This window comes from Providencia sp. NPDC089933, from assembly GCF_049545585.1.
GTDB classification, from domain to species: domain Bacteria; phylum Pseudomonadota; class Gammaproteobacteria; order Enterobacterales; family Enterobacteriaceae; genus Providencia; species Providencia huashanensis.
Window position 1 is genome coordinate 35,319 of sequence record NZ_JBMWDT010000013.1, and the last position, 23,237, is coordinate 58,555.

At 36.3% G+C, this 23,237-nt stretch carries 24 protein-coding genes and 1 pseudogene; 11 read left to right on the forward strand and 14 right to left on the reverse strand.

What is annotated here, in order from left to right; all coding sequences use genetic code 11:
- Positions 1-632 precede the first annotated feature (632 nt).
- Positions 633-947, reverse strand: coding sequence for a BON domain-containing protein (locus tag ACPEH5_RS17400; RefSeq protein WP_042843490.1), 315 nt, complete (start codon positions 945-947; stop codon positions 633-635).
- Positions 948-1,193: 246 nt separating this feature from the next.
- Positions 1,194-1,403: a hypothetical protein gene (locus ACPEH5_RS17405; protein WP_042843491.1), complete on the reverse strand. Its 210-nt coding sequence runs from the start codon at positions 1,401-1,403 to the stop codon at positions 1,194-1,196.
- Between the two features lie 928 nt (positions 1,404-2,331).
- Between ACPEH5_RS17405 and ACPEH5_RS17410 the strand changes: the two genes are divergently transcribed.
- Positions 2,332-2,721, forward strand: coding sequence for a limonene-1,2-epoxide hydrolase family protein (locus tag ACPEH5_RS17410; RefSeq protein WP_042843492.1), 390 nt, complete (start codon positions 2,332-2,334; stop codon positions 2,719-2,721).
- A 68-nt stretch (positions 2,722-2,789) separates the two neighbouring features.
- Here ACPEH5_RS17410 and ACPEH5_RS17415 read toward each other — a convergent pair.
- Together ACPEH5_RS17415 and ACPEH5_RS17420 are read right to left on the reverse strand one after the other, a co-directional pair.
- Positions 2,790-3,633: pseudogene (locus ACPEH5_RS17415) on the reverse strand (MBL fold metallo-hydrolase).
- Positions 3,634-3,834: 201 nt separating this feature from the next.
- Positions 3,835-5,487 (reverse strand): methyl-accepting chemotaxis protein, encoded by a 1,653-nt coding sequence (locus tag ACPEH5_RS17420; RefSeq protein WP_042843496.1) that lies wholly within the window; start codon positions 5,485-5,487, stop codon positions 3,835-3,837.
- A gap of 366 nt (positions 5,488-5,853) precedes the next feature.
- Between ACPEH5_RS17420 and ACPEH5_RS17425 the strand changes: the two genes are divergently transcribed.
- Together ACPEH5_RS17425 and ACPEH5_RS17430 are read left to right on the forward strand one after the other, a co-directional pair.
- Positions 5,854-6,192, forward strand: a complete 339-nt coding sequence (locus ACPEH5_RS17425; RefSeq protein ID WP_129465999.1) for a GlpM family protein — start codon at positions 5,854-5,856, stop codon at positions 6,190-6,192.
- A 163-nt stretch (positions 6,193-6,355) separates the two neighbouring features.
- On the forward strand, positions 6,356-6,754 hold the full coding sequence (locus ACPEH5_RS17430) for a hypothetical protein (protein WP_042843498.1): 399 nt from the start codon (positions 6,356-6,358) through the stop codon (positions 6,752-6,754).
- A gap of 44 nt (positions 6,755-6,798) precedes the next feature.
- Here ACPEH5_RS17430 and ACPEH5_RS17435 read toward each other — a convergent pair whose 3' ends face one another.
- Both ACPEH5_RS17435 and ACPEH5_RS17440 read right to left on the reverse strand, forming a co-directional pair.
- Entirely contained in the window at positions 6,799-7,581 is a 783-nt protein-coding gene (locus ACPEH5_RS17435; RefSeq protein ID WP_129465998.1) for a class I SAM-dependent methyltransferase, read from the reverse strand.
- An 87-nt stretch (positions 7,582-7,668) separates the two neighbouring features.
- Positions 7,669-8,160: a hypothetical protein gene (locus tag ACPEH5_RS17440; RefSeq protein ID WP_042843500.1), complete on the reverse strand. Its 492-nt coding sequence runs from the start codon at positions 8,158-8,160 to the stop codon at positions 7,669-7,671.
- 127 nt (positions 8,161-8,287) lie between these two features.
- Here ACPEH5_RS17440 and ACPEH5_RS17445 point away from each other — a divergent pair, with 127 nt between their 5' ends.
- On the forward strand, positions 8,288-8,632 hold the full coding sequence (locus tag ACPEH5_RS17445) for a DMT family protein (protein WP_042843501.1): 345 nt from the start codon (positions 8,288-8,290) through the stop codon (positions 8,630-8,632).
- Between the two features lie 48 nt (positions 8,633-8,680).
- On the opposite strand, the gene ACPEH5_RS17450 is transcribed toward ACPEH5_RS17445, so the two are convergent.
- The 3 genes from ACPEH5_RS17450 to ACPEH5_RS17460 all read right to left on the reverse strand — a co-directional run bounded on the left by ACPEH5_RS17450 (position 8,681) and on the right by ACPEH5_RS17460 (position 10,905).
- Positions 8,681-9,832 (reverse strand): pyridoxal phosphate-dependent aminotransferase, encoded by a 1,152-nt coding sequence (locus ACPEH5_RS17450; RefSeq protein ID WP_048607374.1) that lies wholly within the window; start codon positions 9,830-9,832, stop codon positions 8,681-8,683.
- 306 nt (positions 9,833-10,138) lie between these two features.
- Positions 10,139-10,483, reverse strand: coding sequence for a hypothetical protein (locus tag ACPEH5_RS17455; RefSeq protein WP_042843503.1), 345 nt, complete (start codon positions 10,481-10,483; stop codon positions 10,139-10,141).
- A gap of 197 nt (positions 10,484-10,680) precedes the next feature.
- Positions 10,681-10,905, reverse strand: coding sequence for a HEAT repeat domain-containing protein (locus ACPEH5_RS17460; protein ID WP_042844310.1), 225 nt, complete (start codon positions 10,903-10,905; stop codon positions 10,681-10,683).
- Positions 10,906-11,198: 293 nt separating this feature from the next.
- Between ACPEH5_RS17460 and ACPEH5_RS17465 the strand changes: the two genes are divergently transcribed.
- The gene (locus ACPEH5_RS17465) at positions 11,199-11,576 is read left to right on the forward strand and encodes a hypothetical protein (protein ID WP_272663681.1); all 378 of its coding nucleotides are present in this window, start codon (positions 11,199-11,201) and stop codon (positions 11,574-11,576) included.
- A 50-nt stretch (positions 11,577-11,626) separates the two neighbouring features.
- On the opposite strand, the gene ACPEH5_RS17470 is transcribed toward ACPEH5_RS17465, so the two are convergent.
- Together ACPEH5_RS17470 and ACPEH5_RS17475 are read right to left on the reverse strand one after the other, a co-directional pair.
- A complete protein-coding gene (locus ACPEH5_RS17470; protein WP_042843505.1) occupies positions 11,627-11,998 on the reverse strand; it encodes a hypothetical protein in 372 nt (123 codons plus the stop codon).
- A gap of 387 nt (positions 11,999-12,385) precedes the next feature.
- Entirely contained in the window at positions 12,386-12,634 is a 249-nt protein-coding gene (locus tag ACPEH5_RS17475; RefSeq protein ID WP_042843506.1) for a DinI-like family protein, read from the reverse strand.
- Between the two features lie 584 nt (positions 12,635-13,218).
- Here ACPEH5_RS17475 and ACPEH5_RS17480 point away from each other — a divergent pair.
- Both ACPEH5_RS17480 and yddG read left to right on the forward strand, forming a co-directional pair.
- Positions 13,219-14,679: an alanine/glycine:cation symporter family protein gene (locus ACPEH5_RS17480; protein WP_042843507.1), complete on the forward strand. Its 1,461-nt coding sequence runs from the start codon at positions 13,219-13,221 to the stop codon at positions 14,677-14,679.
- A gap of 183 nt (positions 14,680-14,862) precedes the next feature.
- Positions 14,863-15,756 (forward strand): aromatic amino acid DMT transporter YddG, encoded by an 894-nt coding sequence (gene yddG, locus ACPEH5_RS17485; RefSeq protein WP_129465996.1) that lies wholly within the window; start codon positions 14,863-14,865, stop codon positions 15,754-15,756.
- Between the two features lie 63 nt (positions 15,757-15,819).
- On the opposite strand, the gene yidA is transcribed toward yddG, so the two are convergent.
- Positions 15,820-16,632: a sugar-phosphatase gene (gene yidA / locus ACPEH5_RS17490; protein WP_166686898.1), complete on the reverse strand. Its 813-nt coding sequence runs from the start codon at positions 16,630-16,632 to the stop codon at positions 15,820-15,822.
- 235 nt (positions 16,633-16,867) lie between these two features.
- Positions 16,868-17,251, reverse strand: coding sequence for a helix-turn-helix domain-containing protein (locus ACPEH5_RS17495; RefSeq protein WP_042843512.1), 384 nt, complete (start codon positions 17,249-17,251; stop codon positions 16,868-16,870).
- A 348-nt stretch (positions 17,252-17,599) separates the two neighbouring features.
- Between ACPEH5_RS17495 and mgrB the strand changes: the two genes are divergently transcribed.
- Complete coding sequence (gene mgrB / locus ACPEH5_RS17500) at positions 17,600-17,731, forward strand: PhoP/PhoQ regulator MgrB (RefSeq protein ID WP_370661207.1); 132 nt, start codon at positions 17,600-17,602, stop codon at positions 17,729-17,731.
- A gap of 230 nt (positions 17,732-17,961) precedes the next feature.
- Positions 17,962-19,344 carry an amino acid permease gene (locus tag ACPEH5_RS17505; protein ID WP_042843515.1) on the forward strand — a complete coding sequence of 461 codons (1,383 nt, stop codon included), beginning with the start codon at positions 17,962-17,964 and terminating at the stop codon, positions 19,342-19,344.
- Between the two features lie 86 nt (positions 19,345-19,430).
- Here ACPEH5_RS17505 and pagP read toward each other — a convergent pair whose 3' ends face one another.
- Positions 19,431-20,006, reverse strand: a complete 576-nt coding sequence (gene pagP, locus ACPEH5_RS17510; RefSeq protein WP_042843516.1) for a lipid IV(A) palmitoyltransferase PagP — start codon at positions 20,004-20,006, stop codon at positions 19,431-19,433.
- 690 nt (positions 20,007-20,696) lie between these two features.
- On the opposite strand from pagP, the gene ACPEH5_RS17515 reads away from it, so the two are divergent.
- On the forward strand, positions 20,697-22,253 hold the full coding sequence (locus ACPEH5_RS17515) for a YjjI family glycine radical enzyme (protein ID WP_094301208.1): 1,557 nt from the start codon (positions 20,697-20,699) through the stop codon (positions 22,251-22,253).
- On the forward strand, positions 22,225-23,091 hold the full coding sequence (locus tag ACPEH5_RS17520) for a YjjW family glycine radical enzyme activase (protein WP_210814381.1): 867 nt from the start codon (positions 22,225-22,227) through the stop codon (positions 23,089-23,091). Before ACPEH5_RS17515 ends, ACPEH5_RS17520 begins: the two co-directional genes overlap by 29 nt.
- Positions 23,092-23,237: the final 146 nt, after the last annotated feature.

The window sequence follows — 23,237 nt, forward strand, 5'->3', positions numbered from 1 at the left end:
AGCAAAAATATAACAAGGCTCATTTGTAGGCTGGGGGAGAGAAACTCTCTGGAAAAGATGAGAAACCGGTATATTACAAACTAAAAATGGTTCCCTAGGATGGAATGGGGCTATTGAACCAATGAAATAGGGCGAAAATAAGCTTATAATCGTTATGAACAATCTTAAATTTGCATTATAATATCTAGATATATTTTTTATAATGGATGCAGTTTAGTGAAAAATGTTGGTAAATTTCTTAGTTTTATGGTTGTACTGCAGTATTCTTTGACTGCTGTCGTTATTTCACTATCCGCATTACTAATACAAAATTGGTTTTTTTTGTAATGTTAGAATAGGTTTATACCCTATTTATATTAAGAATATAATTTACCTGCCTATTTTTGCCCCCATTGAGGGGGAAGGTCTTAGCAAAATAGACTTAGACTTAGATATTGAATGAGTTTGCTGGGGTTCCTTCATATGAAGGATAGTGGTTTTATTAATGAGATAGTTCTAAAGTTTAGGTGATAATACATAAAAATTAGCGATAATAAATATAGGTTTTATCTTTGTGTCTCTCATATTTGCTCATTAAACATGAATACGATATCAATAAATGCCTCTTTAAAAGAGGCATTTATTGTTTGTAATTAGCGAATTTTCATAGAGTTAATAACAGATTGTACCCCAGCAACTTTTCTTGTTGTTTCAATCGCTTTATTGACATCTGCTTGAGAGTTAACAAAACCACTGAGTTGGACTTGCCCTTTAAATGTTTCTACACTAATTTGCGTTGACTTTAAGTTTTTTTCAGCAAGTAAAGCTGATTTTACCTTTGTGGTTATGACCGTATCATCAATATAGCCGCCAGTGCCTTCACTTTTAGACGATGGTGCACAAGCTGTTAATGTAATGCCCATAAAGATAACGACCAGTATAGATGATATTGCTTTGAAGGCTTTCATATCAACTTCCCCTTATCAGTAAGTAACATCAGTTTTGCATTGGTTTTGATGTGATACAGAGTAAATGTACAACACTTTATACTTTTGTTAAAACTAAGAACACAGATAACATTGTTAAATATAATTGATGACTATAATTATGGCAAAATTTCATGAGAATTTTTTATGTTTTTGATTACAGTAAACTAATATATTAATATTTTATATTTGTTGATCAGTTTATAGTTATCAATGTCAAGGAGTAAGCTAACCATTGGAGCAGTGTTCAAAACTATGCTTAGCCTGTTTAATAGCATGTTTTTCTATATCCCTTAATGTTAAATTCATGGTATCCAACCCCTTGATATCTATTTTGAAACTATGAGTTGAGTTGTCATCCCCAATTAACGTTATGTTTAAACCAACAATTTTTGTGTTTTCTCCACAAATATTTATTTGTGTTAGGTTAAAACGCATGAGTTCACCTTTTTTATAATATAGCTTGATTATTTAATAATTACTTAAATAATCTACGTTAAGTAAACTTGTATTTCCTTAACAAAGGGTTAGATATTGTAACAAAAAGGAGGGGAGAATTAAAATAAGTACGAAAAACAAGTTTTACACTGTATGGATAACACCATTTACGGGTGGCTGAATACCAATTTTTTGGTAACGGTTACTATTGGCTATTTTGATTATAAAGAGCATATAAACGTAAATTAGGTTTTATCGGCTGTTGCGTTACTTTTAATGGTGCAAGCAATAGAGCTTGGAAACTATCTATGGATAATATTCCTCCTTGATGATTTTTGCATTTAACGCGTTGGTAAGTTATCTAACTTACCAAGAACAATGGCATATCCGAGATATCTAATATTAAATTGCGGAGTACCTAGCTTGCTTACGCTGAGGGCGTTAGCTAAAAATAGTTACTAATTAACTAGATACAAAATGAGACTAAAGGGGGGATAAGGAGTGAAAAAAAGCCCCTGCAAGCAGGGGTATCTAATGGAAATGTAGATTTATAGTTATTGTTATAGCTGCCTATAGTTTAAATGGGCAACTACAAGATGATACCAGTGATTATGTTTTAAACCAAATTAGAGTATGTGTTTAGATAGAAAAAATTTTTGGGGGATAATTTAGGGAGATTAATGTTGCAAAAACCCGTATTGTGCTGTGCAGTCAACAATAAATGCGACAAATTGGCCGTTATTTTAATGATGATTACCGTGCTATTGTTACAATAGGTGAGTAATAGCAGAACGATTGTTAACATGAAGATTGTGGTTAAAATATTACATATGTCAGTATGAAAGTTAATAACTCAGACTTTGGCTTGAAATGAAAAATAAAAGACCCATAACAATTAGGGAATAGCTTTTGTCACTAAGGAAAAATAATGAATAATATGCAACTAGTAAAACAAGCATTGAATGCAGTATTGGGAGAAGATATTGGTTCAAGGTCTGTTGCTCAAAAATACTTTTCAGATGAATATATCCAAATTGTTGATGGTAAAAAAATTAATTTTAATGAGTTTATCGCGCATTTACAGGTACTGAAACAGGCAACTCAGTCTATAACTATAACCATTAAATCGATAGCGGAAGGGGAAAGTTGTGTACATACCCAGCATTTAGCAAAAGCGATTAAAAAAGATGGTTCAGTTAGCGAGTTCGAAGTATTTGCCTGTTTCCAGATTGCAAATAATAAGATCATACGTTGTGAAGAATTAACAAGAATGCTAAAAGGTGCCGGTGCAGACCAAGATTTAGGCTCAAGAACTTAACATTGATTATTTAAATACAAAATAAAGCTCAGTTTAAAAACTGAGCTTTATAAATTCTATGTATGCGATTAACTAGGGTAGGTTAGTTGTAACCCTGCGCCAACTTCTTGAACAGCAGCATATTGGGCTAGGTGTATTTTTGCATTGAGGTCAGTGCAGTGGCATGGGTGAATGTGCATTAAATCTTGCTGATTAAAGTAATTTCCGGTGCATTCTAAAACTTCTTTCGAGGCTTGTTGTAGATGGAACCCTCCGATTACAGTAACTATTTTATTAATCCCTGTTACCTTTTTAGCGTACTCTGTAATATTACAAATTCCTGAGTGGGAACAGCCTGTTATCACAATCAGTCCTTCAGTTGTTTTGATAGCAAGTGCAGAGTCATCAAGGACATAGTCATCAACCTCGTTGTTATCATTATCGAGGGTGGTTCCAATGGGCTCTTGCCCTTCAAAGTTATTTTCTCGGGGGATTTGCCCTAAAAACACGATATTGTTTGAAAGGTAATAAGGTTCAGTCGTTTCAATACAATCAAAATAGGCAGATAAAATATCTTTTGGAGTATTCGCTCCAATCACTTTGGACTGAAATTTTTTTTTGTATAAGTGCATCAGGATGGTAAATAAGCTTTTTTGTTTGCTGTGCTTCAATATTACGGCGGTCAAAATGTTGGATTAGGTGCCCTAATCCCCATGTATGGTCATTATGCCCATGGGAAAGTACAAGATCAGTAATATTAGCAAGGTCGATATTTAAAATGTGTGCATTATCAATAAAGATGTTGGAATAGCCAGTGTCGAATAATATTTTTTTTCCATCGGCTTCGATATGGTAACAAACGCCGGGCTCCCCGCAAAAATAACTATCGATTAAGGTATTGTTGTCGACAAGGACAGTAATTTTTATTGTCATCATTAGCTCATTTTTATTAGTTCAGAAGTCATCGGGATATGTTATATCAGATAAAAAGTAAAAAATATTCAATGACTACTAAATTGACGCTTAGAAAGTAAAGTATTAAAGAGGAGGAACTATGGATAGGTATTGTCAAGGAAATTGCCCTATAAAGAGCAATTTCCTTGATGGCTGCTATTGTAAATGGTTAAGTTTAGATTAGTCTTTTACCTCACTAACATCACTAGTTTCTAATTCTTCCCCATCTTTAGGCTCAGTATGGAAAATAGAAATAATTTCTTCCAGTAAATCAGATTGAGATTCTAAGGCTTTTAATGATGACTGTAATTCACGGGTCATTGAAGCATTAGCTTGTGTTGTACTATCTAGCTCGTTAATAGCTAAATGAATTTGGCTAACACCGTGAGTTTGCTCGTTGGAGGCGAGAGCAACGCTTTGGATCATTTCATTAATGTTCGATGTATCTTGGGCAATCGAAACGATATTGTCATTTGCATCGGCAGCTAGTTGGAAACAATGATTAATTTTATCATTTGAGTTATTAATCAAGAGCTTAATTTCTTTTGAAGCTTGAGTACAACTAATGGATAACTCACGCACTTCATTAGCAACTACAGCAAACCCTTTACCATGTTCACCTACTCGAGCAGCTTCAACTGCAGCATTCAAGGCTAATAAATTAGTTTGAAAGGCAATATTATCGATGGTGGAAGTGATTTTGCTAATCTCTTTAGAGAAATCGACGATATCATCCATATTTTCTACGACATCAGAAATCAGTTCATTACTTTTTTCAATTGTGACACTCGTCGCCGACATGAGCTGGCATGACTGGTTGGTATTAGCCGTATTTAATTTAAATGAGGAGTCCAGCTCTTCTACACTCGCCGCAGTTTCCACAATCGCAGCTGCTTGTTGGTCTGCACGAATGGAAAGGTCGTGATTCATTTGAGTAATATCACTCAGTTCAACTTTGATGTGGTGAGTGTTGTCATAAATATTTGTTACAATATCGACTAGCTTACTTTGCATGTTAGAAACATGCTGCTTTAATAGTTTTATTTCAAATAAGCCCCGATTATCAAAACTATGGTAGAGAATACCCTGACTTACTTTTTCAATACCATCAATAACTTGGTTTAATGGTCGAATAAAGAAAAACTGTAAAATAAACCGGATAAACAAGGTTACAAGGGTAATTATCGTCATGATGACTATTAGCCCTATGATGCTTTGTTTATACAGCTGTTCACTCGCTACAGCAATATCGTGATAGTTTGCATTTAATTGCTGATGGTAATTAATGTAGTTTTTTTCGAACGTATCTTGGAACCCTTGGGTGGGCTGATTTAAAAAATCATACGTTTTACCTTGTACTAAAAAGACCGAGAGCTCATTTAAGGCGGCATAGAGTTCTTTATAAGCCTTTTCTAATTCAGAATATGCTTCACTATTTTTATAGAGAGAAGATGAGGAAAATGCTTTCCAGTAACTATCAGTCTCTACCATTTTTTTATGATAAAACTCAATAAGACTATCAATATCAGTATTGGATGTTTTCATCTTGTTGATGATAAGTAAATGTCGAGAACTGGCGCGGTTTAAGGTGTTTCTAGCTTGTAATAACGATTGCCATGTGTTGTTTAATTCTGTTTGTTCATTATAAATAGTATCGAGTTTAGTTAATGTGGTTTGATACTGCTTTAAAGAACTAAAGAAAAACCAGCAAGTTGAAAGCAATAGAACAATAAGAAGCCCTGAGATTAACCAAACAAGGGTAGTTGTTTTAAAACCGGATAAAGCAAATTTAGCTGAGCTAAATTTAGTTATTTTTGAAGTATCAGACATCATTAATTATTTCCTTTCATACCATCGAGTAGTATGTTTGCACACATACAAATTCCGACTTCTAAACATAACGTTGTTAACCTCGAGCATATTCAAGCAGTCCGATAGCTAAAAAGTTATATGTAGTCACGCGAAAGCATCAGGCGTAGGGACTAATTGAATGTATCGGCACCAATTCCGGATACTTTATATTCAACAATTTGACTTAGCTCATAAAATTGAATAAAAAATAAGTGTTTTTACGCATGCAGGAGGAGTGGTGTTACAAAAGGCAAATAATTTGTGCATTATTGGTAGCTAGAATGTAGTTATCATTCTTTTAATCGAAGATAATCACATTCTAAGCTTAATTTAACTTTTGAGTGTCTTATGTTGTCATTATTTTTTAAATGCATTTTAGGTGCTTTAGCGGTGCTAATTATTGCGTTATTATCTCGTAGTAAAATTTATTATATTGCTGGATTAGTTCCTTTATTTCCTACATTTGCCTTAATAGCTCATGTTATTGTGGTACAAGAACAAGGAACGGAAGCGCTAAAAAAAATAGCTTTATTTGGCTTATGGTCTCTCATCCCTTATGCAATGTACTTATTAACCGTGTATTTGTTTGCAACTAAAATGACGGCCTTGGCAAGCTTAAGTCTTGCTACGGTTGTATGGGTAATTACAGCGATAATATTAGTTTATATATGGCAACTTGCTCAGTGAATTATATTAAAAATAGCCACTAGGTTATTTAAATATATTGACATAAGGTTCCTATATTTAGTGTATTATGTGAAAAAAAGAATTCCATGATTTTAAGAGTCGCAAAATATTAAGGCTAAACTATAATGATATGCAGTGTTCTCCATAGAGCTTTAAGATAAAAATGTTATTAAGATCCTTAGTTTTACTATTAGTCGCTGGTTGTGCGTATATTGCGGGTATTATGACAGAACTCGCATTAGATCCTGAATTAGATACTGAAAGTCGAGTAAAAAGCTCTGTCGAGGATTTTCTTGCTTACCCATCAGCGGCAAATTATAAAAATGTTCAGTACTATGTATTAACAAAAAGTGATGAAGGGGACGAAACAGGTTATTACTGCGGTGAGGTTTTTGGCTTTGAGAATGAGCTACCTCATGGGTATAAAAGATTTATTATACGCTTACATAAAAATAGAGCTGGGAAGGTGATGGTATCTATTCCTTTCGTAGAAAAAACAGATGATATAATCCCCCCTGAACAATTTGAGGCAGTATGGGATAGATACTGCCATAGAGCTTAGCATCCTATTGCTCGTTAACGGTAAGTTAACGAGTTCTTGTAAAGCTAATTTGTTTTGATGGCCATAGTGGCTAAAAAAGTTGGCAAATAATTATCAATAACAAACCGTGGGTTGGGTTGCCAGTCTTCTTCAAAGCCCACAATATGAAAACCTACTTTCAGTTGCCCGCCAATTAAATCAGTTAATGAGTGACCAAAGACAAAAGCGTCTTGGTTAGCTTGTTTTTGTGCTATTTGTTCGGAGGATAAGGTGGCTAGCTCAGAAAATGGCATCTTATAGGATGGTTTAATAATACCTTGTTCATCGTAATGTTTATTTCGTTCTCCAACAAAAACTATTGGATTAAAGAAACTGGATAATAACCGGCCATTAGGTTTTAAAATGCGATAACACTCCTGCCAAACAGGTGTAACGTCCGGAATATACAGATTAGAGATGGGATGGAATATTATATCAAATGTTTCATTCGCAAAAATATCTAATGAGCGCATATCCCCTTGAACTGTTTTCAATGTTAAGTTATCTCTTTCGGCGACTTTTTGGTCTTTTTCAAGTTGCTTTTGAGATAAATCGAAAACAGTGACATCTGCCCCAGCAGCTGCTAATACAGGGGCCTGTTGCCCCCCTGCGGAGGCTAAACACAGGATCTTCTGACCTTTAATATTGCCTAACCAAGTTTCATCAACGGGGCTAGGTGTAAGATAGACTTTCCATTTCCCTTGTTTAGCGTCATTAATAGTCTGTGAGTCAACAGGAGTTGACCAAGCTAATTGTAATTCTGCTTGTTTATCCCAAGCTTGTTGGTTTGTAGTTATGATATCAATCATAAAGTGTACTCCAAAATACAATAATTTGTTCTAGTGTAATAGATAGACGGAAAAACTGAAACAAAAAAGTGTACCAATTAGTACAATTTAATTTCCTATTACGAGATAATAGTGCGTCCCCTGAAAGTCAAAACTGGCAACGTTATGCATACCTATTTTTAAATGTGCGGCAAGAGACCTGTGGTTAGCCGCATTGATGAAAGCCACAGGTTTTCCGGTATTGAAAGCACATATGTTGTCGTAAAGAGATTTGAGAATATTGTTTCCTCTATAATTAATATCAATACATACAGGGCCATAGAACCAATTGCCATTCATTAGCCCACTGTTTTGTTCAAGAATTAAATGGGCGATAGGGGGTAATGCGGTAGATGTGCTGGCAAAGCTAAATACAACGCCAATAATTTTTTCAGCGTCACGTGCAACAAATGTTGATAAGCTATTGGCATACATTGCACCCACTTTGGGTAATGGGTACTCCCCTAAAAGACCACCTTGCTGAGATTCGGCATTAGCTTGTAATAATATTGCAACTTCAGGGCAATCTGCTTGTGTCATTAATTCATATTTAATCTTCATTATTACCTCTAACAGGGGAAAATAGGTTTGGGCAGATGGAATAAAACGCTTTGGGTGGGATAAGATTGTAATGTGATGTTATTCAACTCATAATAGCGGCCTCAAATTTCTGGCTTATTAAAATAGAATGCTAACTAAACTTTACCCCGTATTTTTACTCGTAATTTCAAATGTATTTATGATGTTTGCTTGGTATGGTCATTTGAAATTTACAACGAAGCCGTTGTATATAGTCATTTTTTTTAGTTGGTTAATTGCATTGGTAGAATATTGTTTCGCCGTACCAGCCAATCGGCTAGGGCATCAATATTATACTGCGGCTGAATTGAAAACGATGCAAGAGGTAATAACGCTCTGTGTTTTCGTTCTATTCTCAGTATTGTATTTGGGAGAAAGTTTTACGGTTAACCATGTGATTGGTTTTATTCTTATTTTTGCAGGAGCTTTTTTTATTTTTAAGGGGCCATTTTAATTAATAAAGTAATCGAAAGGCCCCATGAATCCGATAGGTGCTTAGTATTTAAACCCATCCTTTCTTATGAAATTGCTTTAATATAACAACAAATTGCAGCATTTCTTCTGGCGTTCCTAGAGTGAGCCTGTTCCACCCAATAATTGGAGGAAATTCGCGGCCAACCATCACATGAGCATCAGCCATACGTTGTTGATAAGTTTTCACATCACCGTTAACCTTATGAAAAATGAAATTGGCTTGTGAAGGCGCATATTCCAAACCTAATTCATTGAACGCTTTTTCTACTATAATGCGAGATGTGTTATTAGATTTAAGACTATGTGCGATAAATGGTTTATCTTTTAACGACGCTATAGCAGCAACAGCCCCTGCCGTATTGGTATTATCGATGGATAAAAACTCATCAACAGCAGCAATGGTCGCTGGGGAAGCGACACCATAACCAATTCTTAAGCCTGCTAAGGCGAATATTTTTGAAAATGTACGAGTGACAATTAAATTATTTTGACCTTTTTTTACTAATTCTATCGCGCTAGTAAAATTAGGGTCTTCAACATATTCTGCATAAGCTTCATCGACAATAAAAAATAAATTATCAGACTGACTATTCATCCACTTTTCGAGTTGATTGTGAGGTGTAATCATCGCAGTAGGGTTATTGGGATTGCAAATATAAACTATAGATAATCCTTCAAAATCTTTTGTGGCTTGCTCCATTTTCGCTAAGTCAAAAGCAAGCTCTGCGGTTAGCGGGATTTTCGTAACTTTCACACCCAGTGAAAGAGAGTAAAGTTCTGCATAATTAAAGGTTGGGTCCGGCGTCACTAATTGAATTTTTATTCCACGTTGGTTGGCTCGGTTTGCTAACATTGCGACAGCAGCTTGGATAATTTCTGATGAGCCGTTACCAATACTGATGTGCTTGTCAGATAAACGGTAAAGTTCTGCAATATTAGTTAAGAGTTCAGCACGTGCGGCATCTGGATAACGAAATGCACCCGGTAGTGCGTTAATAACTGCCTCTCTAGCTTTTACTGACATACCTAACGAATTTTCATTAAAATTAAGCAATAGTGGATGTTGTTCGTCAGGCAAAACAGGGCTATTTGTTTGTGCAATAGATTGATTTGAAAAAGCATTAATTGCAATGCTACCTGCAATCAATGAAGTTGATTTAAGAAATGAACGACGATCCATGATTATTCCCTGAAATTATTATTTTTGAATCTGTTAGGTTACTTAAAATCGCATTAAAGTAAATAATTATTTGCTTTTTTTGATTTTTTATTCACCTAGCGATTGAGGGAATGATCAGGTTTTATCTATATTGATAACGCACTTAAGTGTATAGCATTATGGCTGGCTTTTAGGGGCTCATGTTGGTAATGCAAATATAATTAATTATGTAGTTACAAATTGGCCCTCATAGTGATAAAAATGCGGTGTGAACCACCGCAAATATTTCTAGTCGAGTTATATCAAGGGGTGGCTTGATATAAAACATTATTGGCCTTGGACTGGTGTATTGGGTGTGATTTCAATAACGGCGACTTTGACCATATATTGTTTCCCGTTTTCTCCTTTAGGGGCATCAACTGCAATTTTTTTCAGTGCTTCATCTGGCTGAGTTGTTTGGATAGCAGTTGAATATTGCATCATTCCTTGATAACGACCGGTATTGTTAAATTGGCGAAAGTTATCACATGGTCTATTATTATATTGTTGTTGATTTTGATACCCACCACGGTGCCAAGAACCATTTCCGTAGCCATCCCCAGGGTACGCAAATGTAGAAAAACTAACAGCGATTAAACTTGCACTGATAATTAATGGTTTTAATATATTCATGGCTTATCTCCTTTGGAATATTTATTAATTATCATTCTGCCAATATATTTAATTAGTTCAATCGGATTTACTTATCTAAATGAATAAATCACTATTGTGACAATATTTTTCCATTATTTATTCACAATGAAAATATATTGTTAAAACAATTAAGTTAAAGTTAATGTTTTCATCGGGTAATTTCTGGTTTTTTTATTCTATTGTTTTTCATAGAAAAATTTTGCTAGCTTGCTGAGTGATATAATAGAGGCGACAGCAATATCTTTATTATAATCATCACATAAAACTAATAACCTATCGATTGCATCTTGTTGTTCAATTGAACATTTATAATCACCTAATGCGGTAATTGCTGCTATTTTAACATCATTGTTGTTACCGTAGGTTAAATCAACTAGATTTTTTACAATTTTTTCTTTCATAAATGACTTAGAAAATAATAAGTAGGGGTAACCAGTATAAAACTGATAAAAAAAATATAAAATGTTTTTTTTATCAATACTAAATATAAAAATATTAATATGAAAAATATTAGTTCTGTCGATTAATTTTGGTGTATCTGAAAAGTGAGGAGTTTTTGTCATTATCTTTCAGGTTTTATCATACTTTTAACGGTATTGAGGGCAGTGAATATCAAAGGCTCAAATTGTTCACAAAAATTGATATGATGCATTTATAATATTCTCAAATGTCATAAATGAAGAAGGGTAGTACGTTGAAACGTATAAAAACAAAATTGTTGATTGTTCTGTTGTTAGCACTTGGTGTGTTTGGCTACCATTCTTATACCAGTATCGGGGATTCTGATGTTAAGAATGAGGCGCAACGTTTGGTTGAAGCGAAGCTGGGTAATGCAAACAATATTGAGTTTAATGATGTTGAAATAATGCAAAAAGGTGAGTTTAAAGAGGGAGAAAACTACCGTGTGTGTGGGAAATATCATTTACCTTCACAAGAAAACCCTTTGCCGTTTGTCGCAAATGTTATCATCAAGGATGGGCGTTTTTCTGAACATGAACAGTTGATTATAAGTGAAACGCAGGAATTACAACTTTCAATAGAAAGATTGTGTTCTAAAAAAGAAACAGATTAACAAAAAAGAGCTCAAAGCGAAATTTGAGCTCTTTGACTTTAGCCTAGTAATTAAGACTTATTTAATAATAGCTCAGTTTGTAGTTTACAAGCTGAGATTGAATCGTTCAGTGATTTTTGAAAATCTGCTTCGTTAGCAAAATTAGATTTGTTACTGCGTATAGCATCAATGGCAGTGGCTAGGTTTTGACGAAGATCGGATTCAAGAGTTTCTAATTGCTTCAGATCTACATTCTCACTTTTCAATTTAGCAATAGTTGCTTGGGTTAATTCACTATTGGTTTTGTTAGTGCTGTATGCTTCACTTAGCGTTTGACCGGTGATTTCGCAATAATCATTGGCTAATTCGCTTATATTTAAAGGGGCATTTTCTGCCATAGCAAGGACTGGAGTCAGGCAAAAAGCCAGTAATAAACGCTTCATAATCATACCTCTATTTTGCACACGATGAATAGTAACTCTATACAGTATCAGCGAAATACTATAGCAGATTAGACCTAAAACGGGGGGTATTGATAACTTTATAGCATGATTTCATAAAAAAGAGCCAGTATAAATACTGGCCGCTATAATCAGCAAAAGCAATGTAAATGAAAATTACGTTATATACTTTAGCATATAACGATAAAAAATAAAGCGATTTACCATAATTTTAAAAAAGTTAAGGAGAAGTATGACCTTGATCAGACTTTAAACTGCGATCAGGGTAGGGGTGAGTTGAGGCTACACAAATTGAAATCAAAAAATTAACCAGCTGAACACTTTTGTTAAGGTTACAGCTGGCTATGTAATAAAAGGCTTATTGATCAATTATTGCTGTAACCAGTGCCCATGCTTTAAGACATCTTCAACAAGTTCATGCAGCACTATATGGACTTTATTATCATCGTGAAATCCATTAGTTTGGAAAGTTGTTGGCCCACTGTCGTGGGTGATCAGCAAATAACTACCAGGATATACTTCCAAAACTCGGGCTTTTAGCTCATCTGTAAAAGCTTGGTATGATTTTTCTGAGAGTTGAGATGTAGAGTCATCAGATAGCTTTATCGTAATTTCCATATGTTAACCTCTTGTCTAAAAAGCGAAATTTCAATCAGTTTATTGTTAACACAAAGTATAATCAACTATCTTATTTAGATGATACGAATTGGTCTGGTTGTTCATTGGTTGGTTGATATGATTTATTAAATTTTGATTTTAGATTAAAAATAAATATAGCTTAACAGACTCGTTTAATTATAAGCAATCGTGTTAGCTGTTATTGTATTTAAATTCATTTCTTGCTAATAAGTTAGCGGGAGTTATTAATCTCATTAGTTATGCGATTAAAAAAAAAGCTAAAAATCAAACGTTTGATTTTCTGTAAGTCAAATAGAGGAGGGGTGTTTTATCTGTCTGTTTTAAAAGAATTTTGTTGCTATTTTCTCTAAAGAAATGAGTTCGGAATCTCCATTAATAGAAAATGAATGAATAATAAATCGAAAAAAAATTTACATTAAAGATAAAAAAATATAATTTCAAAAAACAAAAAGAAATATTTTATTTTATTTTTTGTTTTCTATTCTTTAATAATTATAAAGAGTAGATGCGTGCTAATTAGCAGCTAATTCTTTATTAGTTAATTTAATAAAAAGGAGAGCGATTTGATAGAACATATAAACACATTAACTAATTTTATTTGGGGTTATTTACTCATTTATTTACTGTTGGGAGCAGGGTTGTACTTTACTATTCGCTCAGGTTTTATCCAAATTAGGCATTTTAGGCATATGTTTGGGGTGTTAAAAAATAGTAAACAGACGGATAGTGCAGGTATTTCATCATTTCAAGCATTGTGTACCAGCCTAGCAGCCAGAGTCGGAACGGGCAATTTAACTGGAGTAGCAATCGCGCTAACCGCTGGTGGACCAGGTGCTATTTTTTGGATGTGGGTTGTCGCATTGCTGGGGATGGCAACTTCATTTGTTGAATGTACTTTAGCTCAACTATATAAAACTAAAGATGACCAAGGTAATTACCGTGGGGGGCCTTCTTATTACATGCAAAAAGGGCTAAATCAGCGTTGGATGGGGGTATTGTTTTCAATTTTCCTCATTATTGCATTTGGTTTAGTTTTTAATGCAGTCCAAGCCAATTCTATTGCACAAGCAACGGCTGTTGCTTTCGATTTTAATCCTGTTTATGTCGGAATTGGTTTAGTTTTATTAAGCGGCGTTATTATTTTTGGTGGGTTAAAATCTATTGCTAAGGTCGCTGAATTAGTTGTTCCTGTTATGGCTACAGCTTATTTATTATTGGCATTTTGGGTTGTGGGGCACCACATAGAGCGGTTACCTGAAGTATTTATGTTGATTATTAGAAATGCATTTGGTCTACAAGAGGCGGCTGGTGGGGCGATTGGGTATGGTGTTGCTCAGGCTATGACTCAAGGTATTCAACGTGGGTTATTTTCGAATGAGGCAGGGATGGGGTCAGCACCAAATGCAGCTGCATCGGCGTCACCTTATCCCCCTCATCCTGCTTCGCAGGGCTATGTACAGATGCTCGGTGTTTTCATGGATACGATAGTGATTTGCAGCGCGACTGCGATTATTATCCTTTCTTCAGGGGTTCTCGATGGTGGTGTCGAAAAAATTAATGGCATCGAATTGACACAGTTAGCGCTATCTTCAGCAGTCGGGAGTTGGGGAAGCACATTTATCGCGATTGCTATCTTCTTTTTCGCCTTTACTTCGATAATTGCAAATTATGCTTATGCAGAAAGTAACATGATTTTTCTAGAGAATAACCATACGGCTGGATTGTTTATTTTCCGTTTGGCGGCATTGGGGATGGTGATGTTTGGTGCTCTTGCAGAAATGCCATTTATTTGGAAATTAGCCGATTTGTCAATGGGGCTGATGGCAATCACAAATTTGATCGCTATTCTTTTGTTATCGGGTATCGCATTTAAATTAGCAAAAGATTATAAGCAGCAATTAGCGGCGGGGAAAATACCCACTTTTGACATTAATCAGCACCCTGAGTTGAAAAAACAATTTGAAGAAGGAATTTGGGAAAAAGAACAGGTTGATAAATGGGTTGAAAAAGAATCTTCGCGTTAGTGGTTAAAGCTTTATTATGAAATTCTTAGGTGAGAATCCTAAGAATTTTTTTATGTACGATTAGAACGTAATACCAGTAAAAGATCTTGCATTATAATTCTTTGAGCTATAAGGTTTTTTAAAATATTAAGCGCCACCATTTTTGGTATAAAACATTTTTAGAACTAAATAGCTGGGAATATTATGAAGTTAAATCAGTATGCTGCAACGTTTTACGGGGTCATTTCTATCTTATTATGGAGTACGATGGTTGGGCTGATCCGCAGTGTAAGTGAAAACTTTGGTCCTGTTGGTGGTGTTGCACTCGTTTATACGATTGGCTCAATAGTGTTAGTTCTTGTAATGGGGGTACCAAAAATAAAGCAGTACCCTAAACGCTACTTATTTTGGGGAACGATACTATTTGTATGCTATGAGCTTTGTTTTGTTTTAGCGTTGGGGTTAGCAAACAGTCGACAACAAGCGATTGAGCTGGGTATGGTGAATTATTTATGGCCAAGTTTTACAATTGCTCTCGCAGTTTTTTTTAATCGGCAACGTTTCACTCTATTATTAGCGATTGGGCTAATTTTAGCCTGTATGGGGCTTGTTTGGGTTATTTCAGGGGACCAACCGCTTTCAATTAATGCTGTTCTTGCAAATATTCAAAGTAACCCCCTTTGTTACTTTTTAGCCTTTAGCGGGGCGATTATTTGGTCTTTTTATAGTAATGTGACTAAGCGCATTTCGGGGGGCAATAATGGCATGGTGCTATTTTTTATTTTGACCTCAATCGGCTTATGGGTGCTTTATTTTTTTAGCTCACCAACACCATTTATTATTACTAGCCAAAGTATTTCGCTTTTAGTCGTTGCCGCTATTGCAACAGGGGGAGCTAATGCCTTGTGGACACTGGCTGTGATTAAAGGCAATGTGGCATTTTTAGGAACACTTTCTTACTTTACTCCTGTTATTTCAACAGCTTTCGCTTCAGTATTATTGAGTACTGCATTGACATTCAGTTTTTGGCAGGGTGTTTTTATGGTCACAGTTGGTTCGATTGTCTGTTTTTGGGCGACTCGACAAAAGCGCGTATAGGAGCAGTAGACCGCAGCGCTTGCGACGTGCGAGCGCTGGTAAAGCCAATGAATTCTAAGCTAGTTAGACATTAATAAACTTATTAATAGCGATAGCAACACCGTCTTCATCATTTGTATTTGTGACAAATTTTACCATTTTCTGGATAGGCTCTAAAGCATTAGCCATCGCAACTGAAACACTTGCATATTGTAGCATTTGGATATCATTATTTTGATCGCCAATACTCATCACTTTGTCGGGTGTGATTCCTAATTTTTCGCAAATACATTGTAAGGCGGCACCTTTACTTGAGGTTTTTGTCGATATTTCAAGAAAGTAAGGGCTGGTTCGGATTAATGAATAACTATCAAACACATTCTCAGGGATATAGCTAATGCCGACTTCCAGTTTTTCTGGGTGGTCGATGATCATAAACTTGGTAAAAGCGAGCGAGTTATCCATCTCATTAACAGGGCTATATATCAGCGGTGTGTTGGTTAAATAAGCATCGGCAACCGTGTAATGGCTAATATGACGGTTTGTGGTAAACATACAGTTATCTGCGAGGGCATGCATGTGAACGCCGATATTTCTAGCCAGCTCTTCAAAATATTGGAAGTCATCAAAATCTAGCAGGTTTTCAATGAGGTGGCTGCCATCATTTGCTTGATGGATAACACTACCATTATTACTAATACAATAATTGTCAGAGCTATTTAAACCTAATTCTTTTAAGTATGGGAATATGCCAGAGAAAGGGCGGCCTGATGCTAAGACAATATGAACACCCTTTTGTTGTGCTTGCTTGATAGCGTCTTTTACTGCGGGAGATATTTGGTGCTGGGAATTAAGTAACGTGCCATCTAAATCAATGGCGACCAGTTTGATTGACATCCAATGCCTCCTAAAATTAGTACTTTTCTCCCAGTACCTTACTCCAATTATTTAGAATGTAAATTACCTAACTCGATGTAACAGGTGTGATAAAGAGTATAAGACCGCAAGAAGATACTGGCGAACAGAACACAAGACAATGTGACTGTTCAGAAAACCGATTGAAATGACAATGTTTTATGGCATTAAAACTAAAAATAGTAATAAGCTTTTAATTAATGCGATAAAAACATACTCACTCATAATCACCAGTTAAGTGCAACGGTTGTTTGACATCAAGCTGAATTTGTTCATTTTGCCTGAAATCAAACGGCGTAATGCCATACTCTTTACGGAACATGTACGTAAAATGGGATTGTGAACCAAAACCGAAATCCAAAGCGATATCGAAGATTGATTGGTTGCTGTTACGTAGTAAGTTAACCGCACCAGCAAGGCGGCGTTGGCGTATGTATTTACCTAGTGAAATCCCGGTGACTTCTTTGAAAATTTTTTGCATATGCCAAAGTGAATAGCCAGAGTAAGCCGCGAGTTCTTCTAAGTGGATCACGCGTCCTAAGTGTTCTTCTATCCATTTACTCAAAGCATAAACAAGAGCTAAGTGGTTATCTTGTGGCATCTTATATTATTTCTAGTTTTACGGTAGCAGAAGTATACACAACTTCATTTCACCATGACAAAGGCTGCTTGTGCGGTATTTCTCATTTTTTGGGCAAAAAAAGCACAATCAGAATAAGTTAACGGGCAATAGTACTTAAAATGAGCAAGATTTTTGTAAAAACAGGTTAATTGCTTATTTTCCTCAAATTTGTGACCGCAAATTAGAGTAGTATTCATTCTGCGAATGTATTGCAGCTAATGTAATTAGCACAGTCAATGATAAAGCGACCGCGCCTTACCATTGTAATCATTTGAAAAATAAAATCATCATTGATATTTGAAGGAATGTTAGGTGTTTGGTCGTAAAATATTTATTGCTATTATCGTCATCTTAAGTTGCCTTTTTCTCTATCTTTTAGCGATGGACAGCCTTTGCGATCAAGGGGGAGAAAACTTTATTTTTGGTATTTGCGGTGTAACTGACTTGTTACCATTTTGAATTTGCTTTTTAATGCACAATACTTGATATTGAGTCGGGATAATTTTCTGCCAGTATCGTTATGTAATACGATGAAAAATAAAAACAACTAATAACACCTCCTGATGGGCTGTATTAATGTGAAACAGAGCCAGAAGAATGTAGTGTTAATAAGAAAATTCAAATAAACTTGTACGATTATCATAATTTTGGACGATAAAAAGCAAGTAATAGGACGAAAGGGTAAAGTTATGGCGCAACAGCAACAGACGCTAAAGCGGGGATTAAAAAATAGGCATATCCAGTTGATTGCTTTGGGAGGCGCTGTTGGTACAGGGTTATTCCTCGGGATTGCAACAACAATTCAAATGGCAGGGCCATCTGTTTTACTTGGTTATGCATTATGTGGGTTTATTGCTTTTCTCATTATGCGTCAGTTGGGCGAAATGATAGTTCAGGAGCCTGTGGCAGGTTCATTTAGTCATTTCGCATTTAAATATTGGGGCGGTTTTGCAGGCTTTCTGTCTGGGTGGAATTATTGGGTGATGTTTATCCTCGTTGGGATGACTGAACTGACTGCCGCAGGGAAATATATGCAACATTGGTGGCCTGAATTACCTATTTGGGTGTCAGCCGCAGTATTTTTTATCGCAGTAAATGCCATCAATTTAGTGAATGTGCGTTCTTATGGTGAAACAGAGTTCTGGTTTGCGTTAATTAAAGTTATTGCTGTTATTGCCATGATCATCTTTGGTTGTTATTTATTATTAAGCGGTCATGGTGGGCCACAGGCGAAAGTCAGTAACTTGTGGGAGTACGGTGGTTTCTTCGCGAATGGCTTTAATGGGCTAATTATGGCTCTTGCGATTATCATGTTTTCGTTTGGTGGCTTGGAATTGGTGGGTATTACGGCTGCTGAAGCAGAAAACCCAGATAAAAGTATACCCAAAGCGATCAATCAAGTGGTTTACCGTATATTGATTTTCTATATTGGGTCATTAGCGGTGTTGTTAGCGTTATACCCTTGGGTTGACCTTGACGGAAAGACTAGCCCATTTGTGTTAATTTTCCACGAGTTAGGTGATTTACTGGTCGCAAACTCGTTGAATGTCGTTATTTTAATAGCTGCACTCTCCGTGTATAACAGTGGAGCATATGCGACTAGCCGTATGTTGTATGGCTTAGCGCAGCAAAACAATGCGCCAAAATTCCTTTCAAAAGTGAATAAGGGTGGTGTCCCTGTTATGGCTCTACTTGTTTCTGGTATTGCAACTTCAGGTGGGATCTTAATTAACTTCCTGATGGAAGGTAAGGCTTTTGAATTATTGATGTCTCTGGTGGTAACCACATTGGTTCTTAACTGGATTATGATTTGTGTGTCAAACTTGAAGTTTAGAGCTGCAATGAATAAACAGGGCATTGAAACGAAGTTCAAAAGTATTTGGTATCCATTTGGTAATTACCTGTGCCTAGCCTTTTTGCTGTTGATTCTAGGGATTATTTTGACGATGGATGGCTTACGTATTTCGGTATTAATTATTCCGTTGTGGATAGCCGTTCTATGGGTCGGTTACCAATTCTCTGGGGCTAAAAAGCAGGGGCTTGCTAAAAAACAACAAACAGAGCAAGCTTAGTTAATTGATTTATATATAAATGGCCGGCAGATAAAAATCTCCGGCCATTTTTTATGGTATCTCATCAGGTCACTAAAAAGGGTTAATTACCATTGCCAACGTAACCAAGCAAATAAGACGTTCCCGTTATTATAGGTCCCTGGGATATAAGTAGCTTGCAGTGAGAGCTTGTCATATTCCACTGACACTAAGGGAAGTGGCGCTGGGATGGGAATATAAAACATGTCCCGACGCGCAGTGACACTCAAGGTAAAACCAGCCCCCATGCGAAAACCATCTATGTCTCCAGGAACCCACATTTTTTGAAATGCATATCCAGCAATCGGTTCCCAGTCATTATGTGAATCTTTGAATGCCATTGCGTAGAGAGCATGCCAATCATTATCCTCATCATAACGATACTTACCCAGACCAAACCCCCAAGGCCTTTCGTTGTATTCGTCTGTTTTCTTTTTGTCATACATTGCACGGTTATGCCACGTGACAGCAGGAACATAGAGTTCATATTTATCGGAGTCCCATGTGTTACTCACGTTGTTGGTAAACTTGTTCCATAAGTTTGTTGATTGACCGTCGGCAATCGCGGGCGATGGTATGCTGATTGCAGCGCCTATAACGAATGATGCGCTTACCATAAATTGTATATTTTTATAAACTCTCATTGTAAATCCAGTTTTGTATCGCAGATATAATAATGACAATTAGCTCGCTAATAATCATAAAACTAGCATTATTATAATAATTTTGAGCCTAATTATTTTAATTAAGATATACGCAATATCATAGTATTTATTGCCTTGTTAAGGGGAATAACTCAATAGCCATATCAAAACGGTTTAATTTTGAAGGTCCAAAACCATAGGTATTTAACATGAAGTATAATTCTAGCTTATAAAACAACCATTCCAAGAGTCCAATTTTCCTAAAAAAAGCATCAATACTAAGTATAGATATTCTATTGACGAAGTATCAAGTGATAGAAGTGGTAGAAAACGGGATAAAAAATGCAGGAGACACCCGTAATGCGAGTGAGTAACAACTTGTAATCTCAAGAAAATAAGTGAATACAGCTAATAATGTAGATGGCGTAGACATTTATAGAAAAAACGATGTAAACAAATCAAAAAAGCATGATGAATGTCAAATAATCAGTAGGCGCAATGGGATGAAATGGAAGTTATAAATAGGAAATACAAACTGCCAAATAGGTGAATGATGATAGGGCTGATTTTCCTTTGATTTTTCAGATGATGAGTCTCATAAAATAGTAATTTTTAACCATTTTAGTGGTAATCATTTCTGGAACGTAGCAGGGAAAACCATCAGTGCCTTAAATAATGAGGACCATCACTATGATGAAGCGCCAGAAACAACTTACTGAATATCAAGCCAAATGTTTGGCGATTACGACGGATAAAATATTATCACCTAAACAAAAATCGAATTTTTTAGCGATAGAAGCGGATAGCCATATTCCTTACCTAGCAACCAGCCAAGCCTTAGCTGATGCATTAGAAAATGGTGTGATTTGCGATATGTATGAAGGGAATGCGCCGTATAAACCTCGCTATGTATTACCTGATTACGCTAAGTACCTTAAGCAAGGTTCCGATTATTTAGAGCTTCCTCCTGCTGCGGATTTTGATGATGCATTAAACCACTTGATGATTGTGTATCATCACGTCCCGTCGGTAACAAATTTCCCTGTATTTCTTGGGTATTTAGACCAACTATTGATGCCTTATGTTGGCGAGCTTACTGAGGAACAGCTGTATCCAAAATTAAAACGATTTTGGATACAGCTAGACCGGACTTTGCCGGATGCGTTTATGCATGCGAATATTGGGCCAGATGACAACCTAATTTGTCGTTTGATTCTACGTATTGACGCAGAGTTAAAACAAGTTGCACCGAACTTAACATTTGTGTACCACCCGCAGCGCACCCCTGAACCACTTTTCCTTCAAGTAATTGAAAATATTTGTGAATGTAGTAAGCCACATATTGCGAATGATATTATTCATAGTGCGGCATTTGATGGCCTAGGTTATGGTATTGTCAGTTGTTATAACTCACTACCGATAGCGGGTGGTGGTAGCACTTTAGTACGGCTAAATTTACGGGAAGTTGCATTACGTAGCCAAAATGCGGCAGATTTTTTAACTGTCCAGTTGAAAAAGTACTGTGAATTGCAAATGGAGTTAATCGAAACGCGTAGTGCATTTTTATTTGAAGGATCTAATTTCTTCCAAACCAGTTTTCTTGTGCATGAAGGGTTAATTGAGCCGCAGCGTTTTACCCCGATGTTTGGGATTTATGGATTAGCAGAAGCCGTTAATATTTTGATGGAAAAAGACGGAATTCAAGGGCATTACGCACCAGATTCCCCTGCATTACCGCTAGCTTATCAAATTAGTGAGCAACTGGCGGATTTCGTTGAAACGACCCCCGTAAAATATGGTTATAAAAACCGAGCAATGCTGCATGCGCAATCAGGGATTAGCTCTGATACTGGAACCACACCTGGGGCGCGTATTCCATATGGGGAAGAGCCAGACCCAGTTTCACATATCCAAACGGTGGCACCTCATCACAAATACTATTTATCTGGCATCAGCGATATTTTGACTATCGATGAAACTATCAAACAAAATCCACAAGCACTATTACAACTATGCAAAGGGGCATTTAGCTGCGGAATGCGTGAATTTACCGCAAACGTAGCAAGTAATGATTTAGTCCGTGTCACCGGGTACATGGTGCGTTTATCTGATATTGAAAAGTATAAAACGGAAGGCTCTAGAAGTAATACAACGTGGTTAGGGGAAGAAGCGACTAAGAATTGTAATATTACCGCCCGTCAGCAACGAGTGATTAGCCATGAACAATCGATGCGCTATACTGAATAAGGTTATTCCTTTTTCTTGCGTGGATGGCCCCGGTAATCGGCAAGTCATATTTTTGCAAGGGTGTAATTTACGGTGCTTAAACTGCCATAACCCCTATACCATGGCTATTTGTGATCACTGTGGGGACTGCGTTGTAACTTGCCCCCACGGTGCTTTATCACTCATTGATGGTCAAGTCGTTTGGGATAACGTAGCTTGCCAGCTTTGCGATACGTGTTTGCAGACTTGCAGTAAAAACGCGAGCCCAATGACCACGGTTCTTAGTGTTCATAATGCTATAAATAGCCTATCGAGAAATGTTGCCTTCCTCAATGGCGTCACGGTCAGTGGCGGGGAGGCGACCACTCAGTTGCCTTTTATTATTGATTTGTTTAAAACCATTAAAAACTCACCTGAACTGAATCATTTAACCTGCTTTATTGACAGTAATGGGCATCTTGCTTCTACAGGCTGGCGCAAAGTCATCGAATATACGGATGGTGTAATGATAGACCTGAAAGCATGGAGTGATGAATGTGCATTGCGGTTAACGGGTAGAGATAACCAACGGGTATTTCAAAGTATTCAATTGCTGGCTGAAGCGAATAAATTGTATGAATTGCGCCTATTATTTATTCCGCAGCAAACAGATTATTTACATCATATTGATGAATTAGCGAATTTTTTAACTAGGCTTCCTACGGATACACGGGTAAAAATTAATGCATTTCAGCAACATGGTGTAAAAAATGAAGCGGCTAATTGGCCGTCAGCAACCAAAGTGCAAGTAGACGATTTTGCCCAGCAACTTCAGCGCCGTGGTGTTAGGAATATTTATTTACCTAACGTATATTTATAAGATGAATTAATCCTTTTTATGTGAGATATACCTTTTTTAAATCTAAGTCATTCAATTTCACACACTAATTGCTGGTATTTGTTAAATGATATGAGACAATCATGGCAATTTATTGTCTGGTTTTAAGCTCATTTCCAGTAACTGAT